Source organism: Rhodococcus sp. MSC1_016 (genome assembly GCF_023667485.2).
Taxonomy (GTDB): Bacteria; Actinomycetota; Actinomycetes; order Mycobacteriales; family Mycobacteriaceae; genus Rhodococcus_F; species Rhodococcus_F oxybenzonivorans.
Window position 1 is genome coordinate 5,997,360 of sequence record NZ_JAMOZI020000001.1, and the last position, 19,496, is coordinate 6,016,855.

At 65.3% G+C, this 19,496-nt stretch carries 17 protein-coding genes and 1 pseudogene; 7 read left to right on the forward strand and 11 right to left on the reverse strand.

Translation table 11 applies throughout. The features are described 5' to 3' along the window. Nucleotides 1–251 precede the first annotated feature (251 nt). The 6 genes from L1080_RS28085 to L1080_RS28110 all read right to left on the reverse strand — a co-directional run bounded on the left by L1080_RS28085 (nucleotide 252) and on the right by L1080_RS28110 (nucleotide 6,336). The gene (locus tag L1080_RS28085; RefSeq protein WP_109334475.1) at nucleotides 252–455 is read right to left on the reverse strand and encodes a cold-shock protein; all 204 of its coding nucleotides are present in this window, start codon (nucleotides 453–455) and stop codon (nucleotides 252–254) included. Between the two features lie 149 nt (nucleotides 456–604). Further along, a complete protein-coding gene (locus L1080_RS28090) occupies nucleotides 605–1,015 on the reverse strand; it encodes a VOC family protein (RefSeq protein ID WP_159923024.1) in 411 nt (136 codons plus the stop codon). 120 nt (nucleotides 1,016–1,135) lie between these two features. Next, nucleotides 1,136–2,416, reverse strand: a complete 1,281-nt coding sequence (locus L1080_RS28095) for a CHAT domain-containing protein (RefSeq protein ID WP_250767054.1) — start codon at nucleotides 2,414–2,416, stop codon at nucleotides 1,136–1,138. Beyond that, nucleotides 2,416–3,933 carry a tetratricopeptide repeat protein gene (locus L1080_RS28100; RefSeq protein ID WP_250767057.1) on the reverse strand — a complete coding sequence of 506 codons (1,518 nt, stop codon included), beginning with the start codon at nucleotides 3,931–3,933 and terminating at the stop codon, nucleotides 2,416–2,418. The genes L1080_RS28095 and L1080_RS28100 overlap by 1 nt, the downstream gene beginning before the upstream one ends. Nucleotide 3,934: 1 nt before the next feature. Further along, nucleotides 3,935–5,005 (reverse strand): hypothetical protein, encoded by a 1,071-nt coding sequence (locus L1080_RS28105; protein ID WP_159923028.1) that lies wholly within the window; start codon nucleotides 5,003–5,005, stop codon nucleotides 3,935–3,937. Continuing rightward, complete coding sequence (locus tag L1080_RS28110; protein WP_250767848.1) at nucleotides 5,005–6,336, reverse strand: hypothetical protein; 1,332 nt, start codon at nucleotides 6,334–6,336, stop codon at nucleotides 5,005–5,007. The genes L1080_RS28105 and L1080_RS28110 overlap by 1 nt, the downstream gene beginning before the upstream one ends. Before the next feature lie 208 nt (nucleotides 6,337–6,544). On the opposite strand from L1080_RS28110, the gene L1080_RS28115 reads away from it, so the two are divergent. The 3 genes from L1080_RS28115 (at nucleotide 6,545) to L1080_RS28125 (ending at nucleotide 9,340) form a co-directional block, all read left to right on the forward strand. Continuing rightward, nucleotides 6,545–7,099, forward strand: a complete 555-nt coding sequence (locus L1080_RS28115; protein WP_250767059.1) for a lipoprotein LpqH — start codon at nucleotides 6,545–6,547, stop codon at nucleotides 7,097–7,099. Nucleotides 7,100–7,208: 109 nt separating this feature from the next. Continuing rightward, entirely contained in the window at nucleotides 7,209–8,012 is an 804-nt protein-coding gene (locus tag L1080_RS28120) for a hypothetical protein (protein ID WP_250767061.1), read from the forward strand. A gap of 137 nt (nucleotides 8,013–8,149) precedes the next feature. After that, the gene (locus L1080_RS28125; RefSeq protein WP_159923034.1) at nucleotides 8,150–9,340 is read left to right on the forward strand and encodes a Fic family protein; all 1,191 of its coding nucleotides are present in this window, start codon (nucleotides 8,150–8,152) and stop codon (nucleotides 9,338–9,340) included. A gap of 252 nt (nucleotides 9,341–9,592) precedes the next feature. On the opposite strand, the gene L1080_RS28130 is transcribed toward L1080_RS28125, so the two are convergent. Together L1080_RS28130 and L1080_RS28135 are read right to left on the reverse strand one after the other, a co-directional pair. Continuing rightward, nucleotides 9,593–9,793 carry a DUF4177 domain-containing protein gene (locus tag L1080_RS28130; protein WP_109334463.1) on the reverse strand — a complete coding sequence of 67 codons (201 nt, stop codon included), beginning with the start codon at nucleotides 9,791–9,793 and terminating at the stop codon, nucleotides 9,593–9,595. A gap of 146 nt (nucleotides 9,794–9,939) precedes the next feature. Continuing rightward, nucleotides 9,940–10,413, reverse strand: a complete 474-nt coding sequence (locus tag L1080_RS28135; protein WP_374432860.1) for a DUF7144 family membrane protein — start codon at nucleotides 10,411–10,413, stop codon at nucleotides 9,940–9,942. Between the two features lie 415 nt (nucleotides 10,414–10,828). On the opposite strand from L1080_RS28135, the pseudogene L1080_RS28140 reads away from it, so the two are divergent. After that, nucleotides 10,829–11,528: pseudogene (locus tag L1080_RS28140) on the forward strand (hypothetical protein). Nucleotides 11,529–11,593: 65 nt separating this feature from the next. On the opposite strand, the gene L1080_RS28145 reads toward L1080_RS28140, so the two are convergent. Continuing rightward, nucleotides 11,594–11,836 (reverse strand): hypothetical protein, encoded by a 243-nt coding sequence (locus L1080_RS28145; protein ID WP_250767064.1) that lies wholly within the window; start codon nucleotides 11,834–11,836, stop codon nucleotides 11,594–11,596. Nucleotides 11,837–12,597: 761 nt separating this feature from the next. On the opposite strand from L1080_RS28145, the gene L1080_RS28150 reads away from it, so the two are divergent. Next, nucleotides 12,598–14,202, forward strand: coding sequence for an Lsr2 family DNA-binding protein (locus tag L1080_RS28150; RefSeq protein WP_308202105.1), 1,605 nt, complete (start codon nucleotides 12,598–12,600; stop codon nucleotides 14,200–14,202). Between the two features lie 315 nt (nucleotides 14,203–14,517). After that, a complete protein-coding gene (locus L1080_RS28155) occupies nucleotides 14,518–15,024 on the forward strand; it encodes a mycothiol transferase (RefSeq protein WP_109334459.1) in 507 nt (168 codons plus the stop codon). On the opposite strand, the gene L1080_RS28160 is transcribed toward L1080_RS28155, so the two are convergent. After that, a complete protein-coding gene (locus tag L1080_RS28160; protein WP_250767066.1) occupies nucleotides 15,009–16,235 on the reverse strand; it encodes an oxygenase MpaB family protein in 1,227 nt (408 codons plus the stop codon). The genes L1080_RS28155 and L1080_RS28160 overlap by 16 nt on opposite strands. Nucleotides 16,236–16,413: 178 nt before the next feature. Between L1080_RS28160 and L1080_RS28165 the strand changes: the two genes are divergently transcribed. After that, on the forward strand, nucleotides 16,414–16,986 hold the full coding sequence (locus tag L1080_RS28165; protein WP_250767068.1) for a TetR/AcrR family transcriptional regulator: 573 nt from the start codon (nucleotides 16,414–16,416) through the stop codon (nucleotides 16,984–16,986). A gap of 116 nt (nucleotides 16,987–17,102) precedes the next feature. On the opposite strand, the gene L1080_RS28170 is transcribed toward L1080_RS28165, so the two are convergent. Continuing rightward, nucleotides 17,103–19,406: a serine/threonine-protein kinase gene (locus tag L1080_RS28170; protein ID WP_250767070.1), complete on the reverse strand. Its 2,304-nt coding sequence runs from the start codon at nucleotides 19,404–19,406 to the stop codon at nucleotides 17,103–17,105. Between the last annotated feature and the right edge of the window lie 90 nt (nucleotides 19,407–19,496).

A 19,496-nucleotide genomic window follows, 5' to 3' on the forward strand; every position in this document is an offset into this window, starting at 1 on the left:
GACACTACATACAGCACAATGACCAGCGGATAGTACAAGTTCACGGCTGTCACCTCCATGGGAGCCCGGTCGTTCGTGGTCGTGCGACGACCACCGGATGAGTACCCACTTGCCGCCCGGCATACGAGTGCACTGCATCACGATTCGGTACCCCGCCCCGCACCGGGAGGGAGGCGTCTCGAGGCCTCGCCGTAACGTGCGAAGGCCGCACCCGAAACGATCGGATGCGGCCTTGCGTTACGTCTGGATCCTTAGACGGGATGCACGTTCTGGGCTTGCGGGCCCTTCTGTCCCTGGCCGACCTCGAACTCCACACGCTGGTTCTCGTCGAGCGACTTGTAGCCGCTGCCCGAGATCTCCGAGTAGTGAACGAAAAGGTCGGCGCTGCCGTCATCCGGTGCGATAAACCCGAATCCCTTTTCGCTGTTGAACCACTTCACAACACCCTGCGCCATACCGTTAACTCCCTGCAACTGTCCGCCGAACGCTCATATCGAGGTCCGGTCGTACCACCCATACTGCCATCCCCCGGCGCGGAACGAGTGCATTTGCGGACGTTCGACTTCCCGGCGGGGAAAAAATCCACGGTTGCGCACCCCCCGCATCACTGCTTCTGCGTGATGTTCACCATCCAGGAGATGCCGAACCGGTCTACGCAGGCGCCGAACTCGTCGCCCCACATCTGCTTCTCGAGGGGGACGGATACCGTGCCGTTCTCCGACAGCTTTGTCCAGTAGCCGCGCAGTTCGTCGGCGTCGTCGCCGGAAAGACTCACCGCGATGTTGTCACCGGGATTGTGCGGCATCCCGGGAGGGGTGTCGGCGCCCATCAGCACGAATCCGTTGTCGGCTTCGAGCAGCGAGTGCATGATCTTGTCGCTGCTTTCGGCGTCGGGCGCACCGAATTCTCCGAAGGTGTTGATCGACAGCGAACCGCCGAACACCTCCTTGTAGAATTCCATCGCCTCTCGTGCGTTGCCGCCGAAGCTGATGTACGGGTTGAGACGTGAGGCCATGGCGAAGCTCCTTCTTTGTGCAGAAATTGTTTCTCGTGGCGATCCGACACACCGACGGTACAGCGAAGAGCAGTCACTCGACCCCGGATCCGTGCAGCACCGGATCAGGGCTAGACCGGATCAGGGCAGCACTGGGTCGGTTTCGGTGGACACCGTCGCGAACGCTCCCCACAGCACCGGTGAGTCGACGATGGTCCGCTCTTCTCGCCACGCCGCCGACCGCTCCCGCTGCCAGTCGCAGAGCGGGCTCACGGCGTCCGGTTGCTCGTGAGCGGAATCGACGGAACACATGGCCGACTGCAGGGGGCGCTCTCGCGGATCTGCGCCGGCCAGGCGTTCGAAGGCGAGGTCGGTGGGCAGAGCCCATCGAGTGGCGGTGACCAGTTCGGCACCGCCGCTGATCATCGCCGAGACCAGCCCCAGCGCCTCACCGAAGCGGAGGTCACCGCCGCTCTCGCAGGCGATCAGGGCGACCCTGCTCGGGATGGGCCATAACTCGGGTCCCGCCACGGGATCGTCGGTCAGGGTGTGCGTTCCCAGCAGTAGATCCTTCGCCGACAGCGGGCGGTGTGCCCGCGTCGCCTCCGCGAACCCGATGGTCTCCGCCCGGCACGCCAGATGCAGTTCGGCGTGCTCACTCTGACCGGACTCGGGCGCCGCTGCGGTCACATGGCCGACGTAGATCAGGCGGCTGGCACCGCCCCGGAGCGCGTCGCCCAGCCAATCCCGGTCTACGTCCTCTCGGCGGAACAGGTCGGCGGGGCCGGTCACGTTCGGTAGGAGCCTGTTCTGCTCGGCGTAGGCGCCGACCTGACGGGACAGGGGAGCGTCACCGGACATCCGGCCCAGCACCGAGCCGAGCACGGAATCCGCGCGATATCCCGGCACCCGTGGATCGAGGACGGCGACGACGGGCAGCTCGCTCGTGTCGAGCCAAGAGCGCGGGAGGCGCCCGGGGGCGTGGACGATACTCAGTGGTGCGAGCAGGCTGACGTCGGCGAAATCGATCAGGCGCAGGTGGGCGTCCGGCGCGATCAGTTCCCACGGGACCTGCGCGACGCGAGGTGACGGCTGGATCCGGATGTGAGGCCGTACCCCGCGGGTGTACAACTCGTACAGTTGCGCAGCGAGACCGAATGGGAGAAATGTTCGCGAAAGCTGCTGCGCCAGTGCATGCTCCGCGTCGTATGTGGCCAGGGCGCCGGCCGTCAGAACGTGTTCGAGGCTCTTCGGATCAGCGGCATCGGGCAGGGCGGGTGTCAGTGCGGCGAGGGTCGCGTCCACTTGTGTCGCGGTGACGACCGTAACTCCACCGGGATAGGTGTCGTTCGACCACCGCCACGACGTATACAGGTCTCCCGCATCGGCCATCCGCACGAAGACGGTGGGACGCCCCGACATCACCACGCCTGAACCGATCGGCTGTCGCGAATCGGCCGCCCGTACCGCTTCTCGGCCTCCGCGATGTACGGCTCGAGCGCAACACGGCCACCGACTGACATCGTGAGGTGCGGTGGCAGCGAGACAGGGAGGCCGGCACCCGCGGCGACCCCGGCCAGCGCGGCACCGAGGTGCAGTGCAGTCGACACGTCGGGAGTGCGGTCGGGAAGGTCGGGCATCACGAGTGGCAACGTCGGCGCCGCGCTGCCGGTGGAGCGGCCGATATCGAGTGCTGTTCCCGCGCAGTGTGCCTCGATGAGATCACCGACGAGGAGGGCGTCACCGCAACCGTAGGAGAGGCGGAAGGCCAACGCCATGGCCGGGTCCGCGACGTGCCGGTTCCACTGCTCGCGCTGAAACCCGTTGGGAAGGGAGTAACGGACGGCGTCGATGGTGAGGGCCGCGGGCACCGCGAGGTCGACGGCTCGTTTGTGCAGCGCCCCGTCGGGGTCGACGTTCAGCGCCGCTTCCAACAGCGTCGCGTGCCAGACGTCGACCTGTGCGCAGTGCAATCCCAGGTCCAGTTCGGCATACGTTTCGACAGCGGAAGCCAACAGGGCCTCACCCTCGTCTCGCCGGCCGGCGCTGAAAGCCAGTGTCGCCAGGCGAGTGTTGACGTCCGCGACATCGAGTACGGCCCCGGACTCCGCGAAGTATTCGACGCTGCGCCGGTAGAGCGCGCTCGCACGTTCTTTCTGGTCGCGTCCCTCCGCCACAAACGCCAGCACCTTCAGCCCGATCCCCACCCGATGTCCGGCACCGGCCTGTTCGAAGTACCTCTGGCTTTCCAGCAGCAGTGGCTCGGCATCCTCGTGACGCCCCGACCGGGCACGCATGATCCCCAGATTCTGCTGCGTTTCGGCGAAGGCGTTGCTGTCACCGGCCTCATCGAAGGCGGCCAGCGCCTGGCCGGCGAAGTCGTCGGCGAGGTCGAAGCGGCCGGTCTCGAAATGGACGGCCGCCAGGTTCATCAACGGGTGACCAGCGAGAGTCGGCGCGGAACGTACTGCGGCTTCCAGTGACTCATGGGCCAGATCGGCAGCGTAGGCCCATTGCTGACGGTGGATGGCAACGGCCGTCAACGACAACAGGCACGGGACGCGGAGGTCCTCGAGGTCGTCGGCGCCGTCCGTGAGCAGGGAGCGCGCCTGCTCGAGTGCCGTCTGCGCACCGTCGAGGTCGCCCACGTGCTGGAGGGCCTGGGACAGATTGATCAACGCGGCGGGCCGAATCCTGCGGGCGTCGGCCGGCATGGCCGCGAGGGCCTCGTGATAGCGGTCGACGGCCGCGGCGTGGTCACCCAACTCGTCTGACATGCTCGCGGCGTTGATCATTGCGCTGATACGTAGATCGCCGGTGGCGCTGCGCGCAACCTGCTCGAAGGTCGCCAGCGCTGCCGTGAGATCACCGCGACCGTAGGCGGCGCCGCCTGCCGCGAGCAGCTCACGGGCTTCGTCCGGTGACAAGGGATCCGTCATGTCAGAAATCCGCTTCCGAGGCGGCGGCGTCGATCTCGGCGAGCAGGGGCACGTCGCTGTCGTCGTCCGAATACGGTGCAGCGGCGCGCTGGAGTCGCTGTCGCGCGAGGTCGCGGATTCGATCGCGGACGTGGCGCCCGCCGAGTTCTTGGTGGAGGTTTCCGCCGAAGCCAGGCAGGTAGACGTTCACGGTGACCCCTTGTTCCGATCCCGGTGGGGCGTCGGTGTCACCGACCCAGGTGTCGCCGATCAGGTGTAGTTCGACGTCGGCGGTGCGGAAAGTATCGGCGCCGGCCACGGTCGCGCGTGGCCGTAGGTGTGCGGGCACGGCACCGGCCAGATTCGGCGCTCCCACCACTGCCACGCGCACGGTGGTGTTGCCGGCGACCCGCTGCACCTCCCAGGACACTGCCCGTTCGGATGCGTCGACCAGGCCGGGAGGGCAATGGCGCCAATCGGTTCCGCCGGTTCCGCGCGCCAGCACGAGGGTGCCGGCCCGGACCGCCGTCGCAGTGCCGGCCGCGAGTGCGTAATCCTCCGCGCGCGCCGCGTTTCCTGCCGGCCGCGGTGGCACGGCCATGAGGACTGCGTCGGCGCCGGCGACCACCGACTCGCAGTCGTCGACAAGTCCGGCGATGTCGCGGTCCAGCAGGGCGTCGTCGAGGGCTGGTATGGCATCGATCGTCGAGGCCGGCCACCAGCGTGCGGCCCACAGCGCGAAGGCGAGTCGCCGAACATTCGCGGCCAGGCGCGGGCGTGCCGGCCTGTATTCGACCTCGTGCACAGACCCATCGGGCTCGGCCGGCGCCAGGGCGACTGCGGGCTCGGCCAGCGCCAGGGCGACCGCCTCGCCGTACAGCGCCCACACCCAGTCCTGCGCGGAGGTGACGTCGTCGATCACGGCGGTGGGCGAGCCGGGCTCGGTGAGCACACTCCAGCTGAGATGACCACCGGCTACCTCCAGGACGGCGACGTCGATACCCGGGTCGTCGTCCAGAACGCTGGGGCCGTCGCCAGGAGTGATCACCCAGAGGCCTCCGGCTACCGCCCGCACCGTCACCGAGTCGGGCATCAGCTTGCCCGAGATCGGGACGAATCGGTGGAGTCGGCGAGCGGCAGCACGCTCAGTGCCTGCTTGACCCGCATCCGGTGGTCGAGGATGACCGATCGGGCGACGCCGTCGAGGAGGTCCCACACCTCGTCGAGTGCGTGCACCGACGACTCTCGGGCGTCGCGGCCGTGCAAGCGCACCCACAGGCGCCGCAGGTACGGCTGCCACGGCTTCCGGAGTTCGGCGGCGATGGCGGCAAGCGGATTGGTGTCGGGCAGAGACCGGTCGTCGGTGCTCAGCGCGAGCCGGCGAGCCTGCAGTACATACGCTTCGCGCTGCCAGCGGCTGTTGATCACCCGGCTCGAGGCCGTGTCGGCCGCAGGATCACGATCACCGGCCGCGATCGGCCGTAAGTCGACGGCCAGTGTGGCCCCCGCGGTCGCAACCACCCGCAGCGACTCGTCGAGCAGTGCCCACGGCGAGCAACTCCGCGCGATCTCGGTCGTGACCAACTCGGCGACGGGCGGAAGTTCGGCTCGCTCACTCGAGGCGCGCAGCACGGTGAAAACACGTTCGTGGACGGTGCGGTCGAAGGGAAGCCCCAGTGCCGCGGTGGATGCAGACATTCCCAGGACGGGTGCCACAGGCACCGGATGTGTGGTCAATCCCAGCTCGTGAGCCGGGTAGGCAGGGGCGGGTGTCCACAGCGCAATTCCGAAGTGGGTTCCAGCGGAACGGGAGACCAACCCGTCGAACACGCACTGGCCGGAGTCGTCCGATTCATCGAGCCGTGCGCCTGGGCAGGCGTCGAGAAGTGCCTCGATCTTCGAGGTGTCGTCCTCGAGCGCGACGCGCGAGAGCGGTCGTCGGCCCCAGGCGAGATCGATGAGTGCCGTGAGTTGCCGGGCCTGCGACGGGTCGGTGATGTGGGCTTTCAACGCCTGAGTGGTGCGTCCGGCCGAGTATTCGTGCACGTCGCGCAGGGTGTCTGCCGCGATCGACTCGCCGCGGTCAGGGTCCGGTGGGCCGGCCGTGGTGGCCAGCTCGAAACAGCACTGAAAGTACAGGTCCTGCGGGTTGCCCTCGGTGATCCGTAGTGTCCGGCGGACCCGCTTGAGCAGCGTGAACCATGCTGCCGTGGCACGCAGCAGATCAGCGGAGGCGTGCAGGCGTGTGGCCAGAAGCTCCGCGCCGTCGGAGGAGACGACCGGACCGGCGCACGCCGGGTTCTGCACCGGGCGAATCACCAGCGGATCGAGGATCAGTTTGACTGTGCGGCTGAGCGGCCCGCCGTCCGGGCCGCTGAGCGGTTCGACGCCGTCCAGTTCCCGCCACACCTCGTCCAGGACCATGGCGCGGGGTCGCCGAGTAGCCGTCGCCCCCCTCGCTCCCGTCCGCATTCGAGCAGGCTACCGCAGGTGCGCTCGGCGGAGGTCGGCAGAAATCTGGGATCGGTAGGGCGCGGGCCGTCCATACCTTTTAGCCATCGGCCCCACACCGCGGGCCGAAGAGATCGGAGACGGGCGCCGAGCGCCCCTCACGACATGTGAAGGACGGATCATGAACAAGATCATTCGGACTCAGCCGAAGCGCGCATACACCGCAGGTATCGTCGCGATTGCGGCTGCAGCCCTGCTGCTCTCGGGTTGCAGTGACAGCGAAGGGTCCAATGACAGCTCCGACGCCCCCACGGTCGCCTCGGAGACGTCGAACGCCGCGAGCCCGGCCGGGGCGTCCGCGGCCGTCATCGACGGGAAGGCGTTGGACGCCACATTCGACGCCACCTGCGCCAAGCAGGGTGACACCCTGGCGCTGGCTCTCGCCGACACCGGCAATGCCACGTACGGGGACCTGGCCGTGAGCGCGACCATCACCGGCGCGGACACCGTGCAGGCCGTCGGAATCGCCGGCAGCAAGGGCGGGTCCAACGGGCTGCCCTACGCCCTCGGATTCGGCCAGGGAATGCCCGGCGGCACAGCGACGGTCGTGAAGGACGGTGACGTGTACAAGGTGACGGGGGAAGGCGTCGGCGCTCCCGACATGAGCAATCCGACCGCGCCGACCACGGCGAAGTTCGACCTCACCTTCGCGTGCTCCACCATCGTCGGCGGCTGAGCCGCACCACTTATCACCACGGCGCGCGCGAGTCTCGGACAGATTCTGCTTTGATTCGCGCGCGCCGGGAACCTGCCCTCACCACCCACACGTATCGAAAGGGAACATTATGAACAAGATTCTGCGCATCTCAGCACTCACGTTCTTCGTCGGTTCCGTCGGCTACTACCTCTGGTACGGCCTCGGTAACCGGGGGGCAACGGACTACGGGATCGAAGGTCTCGCCTGGGTCGGGCCGCAGATGATCTGGCCGATCCTCGCGACGACCCTCCTCATCATGGTTTTCGCCTTCACCGGCGACAGCGTGATGGCGGCACTGACCGGGACGAACAGTGCAGCGTTCCGCAATGGGTCGGTCGGGATCGGTACCGTGCGCGCGGTACGGCAGACCGGGATGACCCTCAACGATCAGCCGGAGGTCCGAATCGATCTCGGTGTCGAGGACGCCGACGGCAAGACATTCGAGTCGCACGCGAAAATCATTGTGCCGCTCACCGAACTGGCGCTGCTCCGGCCCGGTGTCGTGCTACCCGTGCGGTACGTGCCGGGGCGCACGGACAAGGTCGAGATCGATCGCTCCGGCGACACCGCCGCGGTCACCGAAGCGTGGAATCACACCATGATCCGGCAGGGCGTCACCTCTGTGGACAAGCTCGACATCGCCGCGCGGGGAGTCGCGGCCCAGGCGGTGGTGCAGTCACTCAGCGTTCCGGGGGAGATTCGCAACGGGCATCCCAAGGTGCACCTCGGCCTGGTAGTCAGCCGACCCGACGGATCGACGTTCACCACCCGCGTCGAGAAGTTCCTGCCCTCACGCAGCGTCGCGCACGTGCAGGTGGGACGGGTACTCGACGTCCACTACCTCCCCGCGAACGAGCAGGAGGTCGTGCTCGCGCTGCCGGTGAATGCGTGACAGGAATGCGTGACAGGACAGAATAGGCGTGCCATGTCGTCTGTTTGTACACTACCCACACCCTTGACTACGTTTTACCTATAATAGGTACGCTATGACGTAGGTTGTCTATGTTTGATCCCTGGAGGGGAGGCCTGGTGATCTGGCCAGAGCACCACACCGAGACCCGGGACTGGAGCCCGCGTCATCGGCAGGGTTCGCGCGCGGACCGCACCCTGGAGACCGTCGACGTCTCGATCCCGCCGATGATCGGCTCGCTCGATTGCGATCTGGTGGGTGTTGTCGCCCGCGCACACGAGGAGGCCGTCATCGCTGTCGCCCGACTCGAAGCGGGCTTCGGCGAGCACCTGGCGCCCCTGTCAGACTTCCTGCTCCGGAGCGAGTCGGTCGCGTCATCGAAGATCGAGCACATCGACGCGGGCTGGCGGGCATTCGGCAAGGCGCTGGCCGGTGGCAAGGCCAGCGAGGAGGCCAAGTCGCAGCTCGCCGCCGTCAAGGCCCTGGTTGCAATGGTCGACGCTGCCGGCGACGGCCCGATCACCGCTGATACCCTGCTCGGTGCGCATCGATTGCTGATGGCGCCGGACTACTACACCGCCCGCGACTCCGGCCAACTCCGCGACGTGCAGAACTGGATCGGTGGTAGTGACTACACCCCGATCGACGCACTGTTCATACCCCCGCCACCGGACCTGGTAGACGAGCTGATGACGGACCTGCTCATGTTCGCAAGCCGCACAGACCTGCCGATCATCGCGCAGGCTGCCATCGCGCACGCCCAGTTCGAATCCATCCACCCGTTCACCGACGGCAACGGACGCATCGGCCGCGCCTTGATCAGCGCGATTTTGCGCCGCCGCGGCCTGACCCACCGGGTCACCGTCCCGTTGGCGTCTGTGATGCTCGCCGACACCCGCCGCTACTTCGACCACCTGACCCGCTACCGAGCGGGGGATGCCGACGGGTTCGTCGAGTACGTCGCCCGCGCCGCGATCGTCTCCAGCGAAGCTGCGCAGGACTCGGCCCGCGCACTGGCCGAACTTCCGGTCTACTGGCGGGACATCGCCCGGCCGCGCAGCAACTCCGCCGACGAGAAGATCATCGACGCCCTGCTCGGCACCCCGATTTTCAGCGCCGACACAGCTCAGCAGATCACCGGCACCACCGACGCCAGCACATACCGCGCGCTCGCCCGGCTCACCGCTGCAGGAGTCCTCGAGGTGCTGTCCGAAAGTAAGCGCAACCAGATTTGGTGTGCTACTAGCGTGCTCGCCGAACTCGACGCCCTGACTACCTCGATCGGTAAGCGCACCATCGAGCACCTGTAACCGCTCTGAGTTGGGCGAGCTAGGTGTCGATGTCGACCTCGATGGCACCGAAGATCTCGAGGGTTTCTCGCTGTGCGCGGCTGAGAGTCAGCGCGGCCGGGCATAAAAGTCCAATGTGACCTCATCCACACGGGCGTGGTGGACGGCCGCCGACACCGGTCCCTCGCTCCCGGGGCCTCGCCCGGTCCCGGCCTCACGGCCAAAGTGATGTTCGGCGCGAAGAACACGTCGGCTGATCGTGTCCGGACCTGCTCAGCTTTCGCGTTCGAAGGTGATCAGCAGTCCCTCCACGCTGCCAGGGCCGATTCTGCCCTTGACATCGGACGAGGTTATCGCTTTGAGACGCCATCCTTGCTGGGCGTACTGGTTGAGCAGGTCTTCGAGTTTGCCGCCGGACATTTTGCCGCCGATCATTTTCTCGCGGACCTCGACGACCTTGTATGTGTACGTCATTGTTGTCGCTTCCGTTCGTTTCACTGTGTTTTCGGGAAAAGTTGCGGATGTCCACCAGAACGGGTGAACGTCGAGATGAGGTGCTTCCTGGGTCGTTACCCGTTCTCCGCTCGTTTTGTCCCCGTTGCCCGCGATTTTCGGCCGAGTTACCGAGCGGGAGTGCCGGTACTGCGAAGGTTCGCGTTTTCGATATTTGGTTCCGGATTCCAGGTCGAGACAGCCCAGATGACGACGACGTCGAGGGCGATGATCAGCAGTGACCAACCCGGGTAATAGGGCAGCCAGAGGAAGTTCGCCACTATCGAGATGGCGGCGACGATGATGGCCGACACTCGGGCCCACCCGGCGCCGGTGAAGAGGGCGAGGCCGACGATCGCGACGAGGACGCCGAGGATGATATGGATCCAGCCCCAGGTGGTGAGGTCGAATTTGTAGACGTAATTGATGCCGCCGACGAATACTTCGTTTTCGGCGACCGCCGCGATGCCTTGGAAGAACTGGATGATGCCGACGGTGACCATGATGACGGCGGCCCCCATCGACGTGCCGGCCGCGAAAGCCTCTTTACCGGAGGGATACTCGGAACTCGCTGGATTCACTCCCGAGCTACGATCGGACATGGCTGACCCTTCCCGAGCTTCGGTTTTACCGGTACCACAATTATCTGCCGCCGTGTGGTGTGTTCGCGGCGAAATTAGGATTGCGGTTCGAATGAACCCGGGATGTTGTCGTGGCTGGGTGGGGATTGCCCGGGCCGGTGAAGTCGGCGTCGGCACCAAACCATGCTTAACAGCCAGACCGTCCACACCCCGATACGGATGCGATTCCGCCGCAACGTCGTCGACGGCTTGAACCCCCCATATCCACTGGAGACACTCGACGAACGTCACCCGGGCACTCGCAGGAGGTACCTGCCGCAAGTCTTGACGCATCACTGTCACGGCGTTTGACTTGGGATTCAAGCTTGTGCCGGCTCGCCCGACGGTGTTCTGGGAGGTTGACGTATGCGCGGCATGAGAATATCGGGTCCGGGTCATCGACGCGGAGCAACCCGCCTACGGCCAACCAGCGGCAGAAACCGTCGACACCGGATTCTCGATCCCTTCGCCGGAGCGCCTGGCTATGAACGCCTCGCACCGACGCAGGTGGCCAGTCCGGGTCAGCTCAACGAGCCACTCGGCCAGCCGCGACGCTGCCGAGGTGATCGAGGCATGCGCCCGAATCCTCACCAATACGAACGGTCGTCCCCTCTATTCCGACATCGACGGTCAACCCACACCGTCGGTCCTGGCCAGCTACGGGCTCTACGTGAACACCAGCGGATTGCTGGAGAGTCCGGCCAACGCGATGCGCCGACGAGGCAGTGGAATTCTTTGATCGCCCCCAGCGGTTACGTGGGCACATGGTTGAGGAGCAACGGTGCGACACACACCCTGATAGCGCTCTATCGGTCGGCATACACGGTGCAAGCGATCTACGGCTTCGCGTCGCAACAGATGTCGGGCGCAGCTCAATTGGTGACCAACACCAAGGGGGTGTGCGTTCGGAAGTTGGCATGTCGATGGCACCGCCGCTCTGGATAGTGAACTTCGCCCTGCTCTACATACTGAATCCGTCCCTGGCCGCCGCGATGCCTACCCACTGGTCGCCCATTCCGCCGGCAGTTGCCGACGCCGTACGGGCGAGCCCCACCGGCCAGGTTCCTTTCAGGGACTATGCGTCCTACTTCCCATGATCCGATCGAGGAGTCCGGTGAAGTCTGCTCCGATGGCATGAGCGGCGACGAGGTGCGGGCGACGTTCAGTTGCGTGTCGGCGATCCGTTCCACGCACGGACGAGATCGTCGCAGAGGGAGGCCTTGAGAATCCTCAGGCGTGCGAGGTCCGACGGCCTCGGGGTCATCGCGGCTTGGAGTAGAACGAGGAACCGGTTTCGTTGTACGCCGAATTTGATGAACAGCTCCTCGGCGTCGGCACCGCCGTAGGGAGCCCACTCGATCGCGAAAGCAACGAGGGCCCGATCCGAGGAGCTGATGGATTGCACGCTGGCGAGAAGATCACAGGCCCGCAGAGCCTGCCGTGACCAGTCGAGCTGGGGAGAGTCTGTAGGAATCCCGGTCTGTGTGCGCCGCCGACGGACTGCTCGGTTTCCGGTTCGGTTGCGCTCCGGTTGAGCTAGACAGGGAATGTTGATGTGTGCAGCGGTGGGAAGGAAGGTTGCCGTGGCGGTCGTAGGCGGTGGGGCGGTGTTTTCGAGCATGGATGCCTCTAGCTGGTAGTGAGCAGGTTGGGTTCTTCCATAGTCGTGTTCAGACACGTATTCGGAATCGGTCATCCGGCGGGGTGGGGTGCCTGTTTTTGTCTTCACGCGCGGCTCGGTACGCGGGTACGGGCCGCCGGCAATGCGTTGAATGCGGTTTTTCGTCCTTTACGGCTCGCTAGCGAACACGGCCGGGCTCCGATGACATTCGTGGGGGCGGGCGTGCGATCCACTGCACGGAACCGCACCGCGACGGGCGAGCTGATGGCCAGTCCGCGAGCCGATCGGCCGGCGGACGCTGGTCGGTCTGGCAATTTTGTATGCGCAATGGGTCGCGTGCCCGGCATTTGAATCCCGTAGGTGCTAATGCAAATGAACGTGAAGCAGCCATCGAAATATGCTCGTGGACAAATTCGGGAATCAGGTTGTCAGCGTGCGCTATTCGAATATGTGCAGTTCATCGCGCGGTTAGTGTGGAGCTCGAACGGTGTCGTGTTTGGTCTGCCCAGATGGGCGATGTCGTAAACGTCACAAGGTACGTTTGGGTGAGCTTCCTGATCGCGCGGAGACACCTGCGGTTATTGTGTGCGTTTGACGATTGCCCGGCGAAGAAAGAGAGCACGATGGCGGTATCACCGAGGAGCTCCGAAGAATCGGCGAAGAACAGGACGAAGGCGATTCGTGAGTGGGCGATCGGGGAGGGTCTCGAAGTTTCCTCTCGTGGCCGTATTTCGGCCGAGATCGAGCGAGCCTTTCATGACGCTGCGGCAAAGAAGGTTCGGATAGAAGCGGAGCCGGTGAAGAAGGCTGTTTCGAAGGAGTCTGTTTCGAAGAAGGCACCGGTGAAGCGAGTGACGGCGAGCAAGGCGCCGGCGAAGAAGACGGTGGATGTGGAGAAGATAGTCGCGGAGACGACGCCAGCGAAGAACATGACCAAGGAGATTCGTGAGTGGGCGATCGGGGAGGGTCTCGATGTGTCCTCTCGTGGCCGTATTTCGGCCGAGATCGAGCGAGCCTTCCATGACGCTGCGGCAAAGAAAGTTCAGGTAAAACCGGCGCGGGTGAAAAAGTCAGCGGCGAAGACGACGCCCGTGAGAACGACGGTCGCGAAGACGACGGCGAGCAAGGCGCCGGCGAAGAAGACGGCGGATGTGGAGAAGATAGTCGCGGAGACGACGCCAGCGAAGAAGATGACCAAGGAGATTCGTGAGTGGGCGATCGGACAGGGTCTCGATGTGTCCTCTCGTGGCCGGATTTCGATCGAGATCGAGCGAGCCTTTCATGACGCTGCGGCAAAGAAGGTTCAGGTAAAAGCGGCGCGGGTGAATAAGGCAGCTGAGAAGAAGGCGGCCGCGAAGAAGAAGGCCGGGGGAACGACGGGCGTGAAGACGGCTCCGGTAAAGGCTCCGGCGAAGAAGGCGGCGGCGAAAGCGGCCGCTGCTAAAACGACGGCGACGGAGACGACGCCAGCGAAGAAGATGACCAAGGAGATTCGTGAGTGGGCGATCGGGCAGGGTCTCGATGTGTCCTCTCGTGGCCGTATTTCGGCCGAGATCGAGCGAGCCTTCCATGACGCTGCGGCAAAGAAGGTTCAGGTAAAAGCGGCGCCTGCAAGGAAGTCAGCCGCGAGGAAGGCTCCCGCAAAAACAACGGCCGAGAAAACGACGGCAGCGAAAACCACGGCCACGAAAACGGCGGCCATGGAGAGGGTAGCTCCCGCGAAGAAGATGACCAAGGAGATTCGTGAGTGGGCGATCGGGCAGGGTCTTGAAGTGTCCTCTCGTGGCCGTATTTCGGCCGAGATCGAGCGAGCCTTCCATGACGCTGCGGCAAAGAAGGTTCAGGTAAAAGCGGCGCCTGCAAGGAAGTCAGCCGCCAGGAAGGCTCCCTCGAGGACGACGGCCGCCAAGACCAAGGGTCCGCGAACGACGGCTGTGAAGAAGTCTCCCGCGAAGACGACGCCCACCAAGATGACGGTCGCGAAGACGACGGCTACGGGGAAGGCGGCTCCGGCGAAGAACATGATCAAGGCGATTCGTGAGTGGGCGATCGGGGAGGGCAGGAACGTGTCTTCCCGTGGCCGTATTTCGGCGGAGATCAAGCAAGCCTTCCATGACGCTCAGGCGCAGGTGCCAGTCGCGGTCGGCTGAAACGGGTGGTGTCCGCCATTGAGCGGACTTATCGGCGCCTGTGGGTGGGCTCGAGGTGGGCACCGCTCGACTGACGGGTAATTGTTGTGCGCCGTCGCGGGTGACACGTCGTCGGTCCGGTTCGTCGTAGTGGGTAATCCACGATGCGTCGAGCGGACCGCGGCGTGGCACCGGCGCGGCCTGTGGCAAGGGAACGCGGCACAGGGTGATCGGCGACGTAGGAGATATGCCCGTCCCGTGTCACATCTCTGCCCGCCCGGGTACGCGAACGGTCATAGTGGACAGGGAAAACGTATACGCGACGAGGGGAGCATTGTGGATCACAGTGCGCTGTTGACCGACGCTTTCGACCGTATCCAGGAGACCGTGCACGAGGCGCTGTCCGAATTACCGTCTGACGCACTGACCTATCGGGTGGACGAGGACGCGAACACCATCGCCTGGTTGGTCTGGCATCTCACCCGGGTGCAGGACGACCATGTTGCCGGGGTCGCGGGCACCGAGCAGGTGTGGACGTCGGGCGGCTGGTGTGAACGATTCGACCTGCCTTTCCCGGTGGCCGCGATCGGGTACGGGCAGTCGTCCGCCGAGGTGGCGAGGGTGACGACCGCAGCCGGACTTCTGCTCGGATACCACGATGCGGTCCACGACCGAACCGTCGACTACGTCCAGTCGATCGGTACGGACGACCTCGATCGCATCGTCGACGAGAACTGGGATCCGCCGGTCACTCTCGGCGTGCGGCTGATCAGCGTGATCTCCGACGATCTGCAGCACGCCGGGCAGGCCGCGTACATCCGCGGACTCTACGAACGGCGCTGACCGGGCCCACGCTTCGGTTCGTTGTCGGTGAGCCACTGTTCTACTCGGCGCCGTGAGCGCCGGCTCACCCGCTGCCGAACCGCCGGGCTCAGTCTCGCCGCACCGTGCAACGCACCGTTTCCGACGAGAGCCAGCGGTACATACCAGGCCAGTGTGGCCGGCAGTCCCAGCTCTCGCATCCCGGCCTTGCCGGAGAACAGGCGCTGGATGCTCAGGAGGCGCTGCCGGTTGATTCTGCGTCGCAACGATTGCGCACGGTCGTAGGAGAAGTTGCCCCAGGATTTCTGTAGTGCGTCTGCCAGAATTCGCGAGTTGTCGTCCGGCCCGGGCGCGAACATCCCGATCTGGCACATGTTCCGCCGCCCGGTGTTCTCGTCGTCGACCAGCCAGTGGTCGTCGATGCCCATCAGCCATCCGATGTACCGCCACAGGTGCATGACGTCGCGGCCTTCGTCTGCGGAGACCCACACGCCGAGCGACCGCAGGCCGATGAGGAAGGTCGTCGAGAAGAGCGCGAGGGTGCCGGCCTGATCCGACTGATTGATCGGCATGCCCCATTCGGCGACATCCCAGTCCTCGTCCCGCAGCAAACTGTGGTTGACGAACGCATGCATCAACCGGACGTGCACCGACAGCTGCCAGCCCTGCCGGTCGCGGTTCATCCCGCCGGGGATGACGCACTCGTACCACCACCGGACCGTCTCGGTGACACGCGCACCCGCTCGATCGCCGACGAGCCTGCCTGTGGACACGAGCTGTCGGGTGGTCGCCGAGCTCCGGTACCCGTTCATCAAGGAGCCCGTGGCGAGAAGATCGAGCCCTGTCATGCCGCTACGGAGGCAGACGGCGGCTCCTCGTTCGAGTCGTGCGTCGTCCACCCAGGCGGGCCGGTGATCCACCGAGTCGAAGAAGGCGGCGAGTGGTGGCGCGGGGTGCTCGACGTCGGTGATTCCGCGGGACAGGGCTGTGGTGAACTGCGCCATCGTCACCGTCTTGTCGACGAGGATGGCCTGCGCGAGCGCGGCACCGAGTTCGTCCTGACTTGCCACCGCCCGGGCGTGGTGGTCCTTCTCGACGGGTGTCGGTGTCGTATCTCCGTGGGTGAGCAGTGACAGTGCCCGCATCGACCGACGACCCCACTCGACATCACGGGCGAATCGGCGGGGCGGGACGAACTCGGACACGGTTTCCCGGGTCTGCATTTCTGTCATGTCGATGAACTCGATTCGGGCGCGTAGGTACTTCCGACCAGCTCTGACGGCTGCTGAGTTACAGTGCACACCACCAATTCGGACGGGTACAAGTCGCATTGAGGCGCAGAAGGGACCGGTCGAGGCAATGGGCACTGGCCAGCGGAAAGGTCCTTCCCAGCAGCGTTCACACGCGACGGTGGCACGCATCTTGTCGGCCACTGGTCAGGTTTTGGAAGCCAAGGGTTACGCCGGGTGCAGCACCGGCGCCATCGCGGAGGCGGCCGGTATCTCGAAGGGTTCGGTATACCAGTACTTCGCCAACAAGGACGAGATCATCGAGGTTCTCCTCGACGGAATTCTCGACGAGACGACGCGCACCTTCGGGGAGCACCTCGACCGATCCGTCGGGCAGGGCACCTTCCTGCGAGATCCCGCTCTCCAAGGGCAACTCCTGGCCGTGCTGGACCGCTATCGCGGGATACTCGCGCCTTTGCTCAACGACGCTCCGCACCTCGGATTGACGCACCGCTCGGCACGCCTCGAGGAGCGCTGCCGGGACCTGCTGCGCACGTACGTGACGCTCAATCCGTCGGCGATTGCTCCCGGCGTGGATCTCGAATCGCTGCTGCTGGTTCTCACGGTCAGCTATCGAGCGGTCAGCCTCGAGTACCTGCGCCGAGACCTCGGGGAGCGCCGCAACGAGCTGGCGGCGGTGTTGTACGACATGACGATGGGCGGCCTGGCAGGCGGAAAACTCGGCGGGCTGTAACACAAAGGGGCCCTCGAGAGAAATACCAGTTGAGCCCCGTGGCGCTGTCGGACCCCGACCCGGCAGCGCCAGGGGCTTTCTCCTTGCCCTCCCAGCCGCAGCAGCACGTCGAACGACTACCGACGCCGTCCGGCAGGTGCGCCGGGCACCTCTATCCGCACGACTCGCTCCAGCGCCCGCAGATCGCTCTCGATCCGGCGGAACAGCTGGTACACGCCGATGAACGCGAAGATTCCGCCCAAGCACAATGCTCGAACCGTCGCATTGACGGCGTCGCTGGGATCGCCGCCGACGAAACTGAGTCCGGCGACTCCGATCAACGGCACCGCCGCCGCGACCGCGACGTAGCGCGGCATGCTGCGGGCGAGGCTCCGGATGCCGCGGCAGTCGGAGCTGCGCAACTCACCGTGCGACAGCAGGATCGGCGACAAGCATCGGACGGCGTAGAACGTGAGGATGAAGAACGGGTATGCCACCGCCACTGCGCCGCACACCGCAAGTGAGGCCAGAAGTTGCGTGTACGCGCGGAGCGGTATGCCGCCGGCGGTGATCTGCAGAGCGATCGGGTAGGCGACGCCGGCCACCAGCCACAACGCGAAACTGACCACGACGGCGCGATGACCGAGGGTCAGCGTGGCGGCGCGGGCTTTGCCGAGAATGCCGGAACTGTAGGTGCGGCCCTCGCTGAGACCGCGCGGCACCGTGATCGACAGCCGACACCAGTAGAGGATGAGAATGGCGCCGAGGGGAAAGGCGACACCGCCGATGATCAGGTGGACCTGCTCGAGATTCTCCTGTGCCTCGGCGGGAAGCGCGGAAATGATCAGGACCTTGTTGTAGTAGTAGTTGTACCCCGCAGCCAGCAGGTTCGGGATTCCGATCGCCGCGAGCAGGATGGCCGGGGCAAAGCGCCACATCGTCGCGCGCCGGCTTCCCGGCGTCGGGTCGACGAGGTCGCGTGCGTGCGGGTCGAGGCACAGCGCGAACTGGCGGGCGAGCTTGCGTCCACTCGACCACCGATCCTCCCGGTCGGGTGCCAGTGACTTCACCAGGACGCGCCGCAGCGCCGCCGGACAACCGTCGGGCAACGGGTTCTGTTCGAGGTCCACACCGCGGCGTCGCGATTCGAGGAGCACGTGCGGTGACGGCGGCGCCTCTCCCGCCTCGCCGTCGGAGAACGGTCTGCTTCCGGTCAGCAGTTCCCACAACAGGACGCCCAGTGCGTAGATGTCGCTTCGGGTGTCGAGGTCACCGGCTGTTCGTGCCGCACCGGGGTCGCAGGCCTCGAGCTGTTCGGGTGACATGTACGCCACCGAACCGCCGACGAATCCTGCAGCGCCGGGCGTTGCCACATTGTCGCTGGAACTTACGTTGAAGTCGGCCAGTTTGGGCACGCCCTCGACACCGAGCAGGACATTCGCCGGTTTGATGTCGCGGTGCAGCACTCCGTGTTTGCACGCGTATTCGAGGGCGTCGGCGAGGCGTAATCCGATCCAGGCGACGGTCTCAGGCCAGGACAGGGCGGCGATCTCGCTGCGCACGCTGGAATCTTCGGGCCGCATCTCTCCTTTCTCGTCGAGGACACGGTCGATCGAATCGAGGAGAAGTTGCCCCGAGCGTTCGTCGGGCGGCGTGGCGCGCACCAACCGGACGACGTCCAGCAAGGTGCCGCCCGGGACGTACTCCATGAAGAGCAACCGGAGTTGGCGCTCCTCCAAGAGTCGCTGATCGAAAACGCGCACGATGTACGGATGGTCGAGTTGGGCCATCGTCTGCGGCTCGGTGCCGACGTTGCGCGAAATCTTGAGTGCTACCCACCGTTGCATCGAGTGTTGCCGGGCGAGAAACACCCGCGCGAATGCTCCCCGGCCCAGCTCCCGGACGAGTTCGAAATCCTCGAGCCGGGCTCCGACATCGAATGCGTCGCCCACCGTCGGCTCCGACGCGCGCGGCTGCCGATGCGAATCCAGTGTGAGTAGGCCCTCGAAGCGGTTCGCCTGAGTGGGGTACGCCTTCAGATAGTCGTCGGCCTCCACCTTGTCGCCGCTGTCGCGTCGGACCCGGAATTCCTCGTAGAGGAGATGCGCCGGCAGTGGTTCGGCCAGGAGTTCGGGAAATTCGAGGCAATAGTCGGCGAGCCGTTTCGGCTGCCCCGAACGCAGCCAGCGGTATTCGAGATCCACCTTGATCAGTTCGACCAGTGCTGCCCGTCGAATGGCTGCCGCATCGGGAAGGTATTCGCTGAGGGCAGCAGGGGAACCGGACGACTCCCAGTCGGCGACCAGTTGTTCGACGCCACTGTCCACGACGAATCCGCTGTCCGACGCAGTGACGGGCGAAGACGCGACGGCCGTGTCCGGTCCCAGTTCGGTGGGTGGGCCGGTCGCGACCGTCACGTCACTCGGCGGGCGATCGTTCATGGTGTTCGATTCGGGACACGGGGCGGGGAGCCACGGCAACGTGACTGCTCTCAGGATATTCCGGTCGAGTCCGGCCGGTGGCGAAAGCCG